At 57.9% G+C, this 2,016-nt stretch carries 1 pseudogene; it reads left to right on the top strand.

From position 1 onward, the window contains the following. Positions 1-2,016: pseudogene (rpoB, locus tag AC1DLB_RS30680) on the top strand (DNA-directed RNA polymerase subunit beta); the annotation flags it as partial.

Below are 2,016 nucleotides of genomic sequence, written 5' to 3'. Positions count from 1 at the left end.
GCTATGACCTGTCTGCGGTCGGCCGGATGAAGTTCAACCGTCGTATCGGTCGTACCGAGATCGAAGGTTCGGGCGTGTTGTGCAAAGAAGACATCGTCGCGGTTCTGAAGACTCTGGTCGACATCCGTAACGGTAAAGGCATCGTCGATGACATCGACCACCTGGGTAACCGTCGTGTTCGCTGCGTAGGCGAAATGGCCGAGAACCAGTTCCGCGTTGGCCTGGTACGTGTTGAGCGTGCGGTCAAAGAGCGTCTGTCGATGGCTGAAAGCGAAGGCCTGATGCCGCAAGACCTGATCAACGCCAAGCCAGTGGCTGCGGCGGTGAAAGAGTTCTTCGGTTCCAGTCAGCTGTCCCAGTTCATGGACCAGAACAACCCGCTGTCCGAGATCACCCACAAGCGTCGTGTCTCTGCACTCGGCCCAGGCGGTTTGACTCGCGAACGTGCAGGCTTCGAAGTCCGTGACGTACACCCGACTCACTACGGTCGTGTATGCCCGATTGAAACGCCGGAAGGTCCGAACATCGGTCTGATCAACTCCCTGGCCGCCTATGCGCGCACCAACCAGTACGGCTTCCTCGAGAGCCCGTACCGCGTGGTGAAAGACGCTCTGGTCACCGACGAGATCGTTTTCCTGTCCGCCATCGAAGAAGCTGATCACGTGATCGCTCAGGCTTCGGCCACGATGAACGACAAGAAAGTCCTGATCGACGAGCTGGTAGCTGTTCGTCACTTGAACGAGTTCACCGTCAAGGCGCCGGAAGATGTCACCTTGATGGACGTGTCGCCGAAGCAGGTAGTTTCGGTTGCTGCGTCGCTGATCCCGTTCCTCGAGCACGACGACGCCAACCGTGCGTTGATGGGTTCGAACATGCAGCGTCAAGCTGTACCAACCCTGCGTGCTGAGGTGTCGACATCTACAACCTGACCAAGTACACCCGCTCCAACCAGAACACCTGCATCAACCAGCGTCCGCTGGTGAGCAAAGGTGATCGGGTTCAGCGCAGCGACATCATGGCCGACGGTCCGTCCACCGATATGGGTGAACTGGCTCTGGGTCAGAACATGCGCATCGCGTTCATGGCATGGAACGGCTTCAACTTCGAAGACTCCATCTGCCTGTCCGAGCGTGTTGTTCAGGAAGACCGTTTCACCACGATCCACATCCAGGAACTGACCTGTGTGGCGCGTGACACCAAGCTTGGGCCAGAGGAAATCACTGCAGACATCCCGAACGTGGGTGAAGCTGCACTGAACAAGCTGGACGAAGCCGGTATCGTTTACGTAGGTGCTGAAGTAGGCGCAGGCGACATCCTGGTAGGTAAGGTCACTCCGAAAGGTGAGACCCAACTGACTCCGGAAGAAAAACTGCTGCGTGCGATCTTCGGTGAAAAAGCCAGCGACGTTAAAGACACCTCCCTGCGTGTGCCTACCGGCACCAAGGGTACTGTCATCGACGTACAGGTCTTCACTCGTGACGGCGTTGAGCGTGATGCTCGTGCACTGTCGATCGAGAAGACTCAACTCGACGAGATCCGCAAGGACCTGAACGAAGAGTTCCGTATCGTTGAAGGCGCTACTTTCGAACGTCTGCGTTCCGCTCTGGTCGGCCACAAAGCCGAAGGCGGCGCCGGTCTGAAGAAAGGTCAGGAAATCACCGACGAAGTTCTCGACGGTCTTGAGCACGGCCAGTGGTTCAAGCTGCGCATGGCTGAAGATGCTCTGAACGAGCAGCTCGAGAAGGCTCAGGCCTACATCGTTGATCGCCGCCGTCTGCTGGACGACAAGTTCGAAGACAAGAAGCGCAAGCTGCAGCAGGGCGATGACCTGGCTCCAGGCGTGCTGAAAATCGTCAAGGTTTACCTGGCAATCCGTCGCCGCATCCAGCCGGGCGACAAGATGGCCGGTCGTCACGGTAACAAGGGTGTGGTCTCCGTGATCATGCCGGTTGAAGACATGCCGCACGATGCCAATGGCACCCCGGTCGACGTCGTCCTCAACCCGTTGGGCGTACC

The sequence above is a fragment of the Pseudomonas sp. 05N434 genome, from assembly GCF_056396965.1.
Note: the sequence above shows the minus strand (reverse complement) of the source record. Positions and strands in the feature narration are given on the sequence as shown.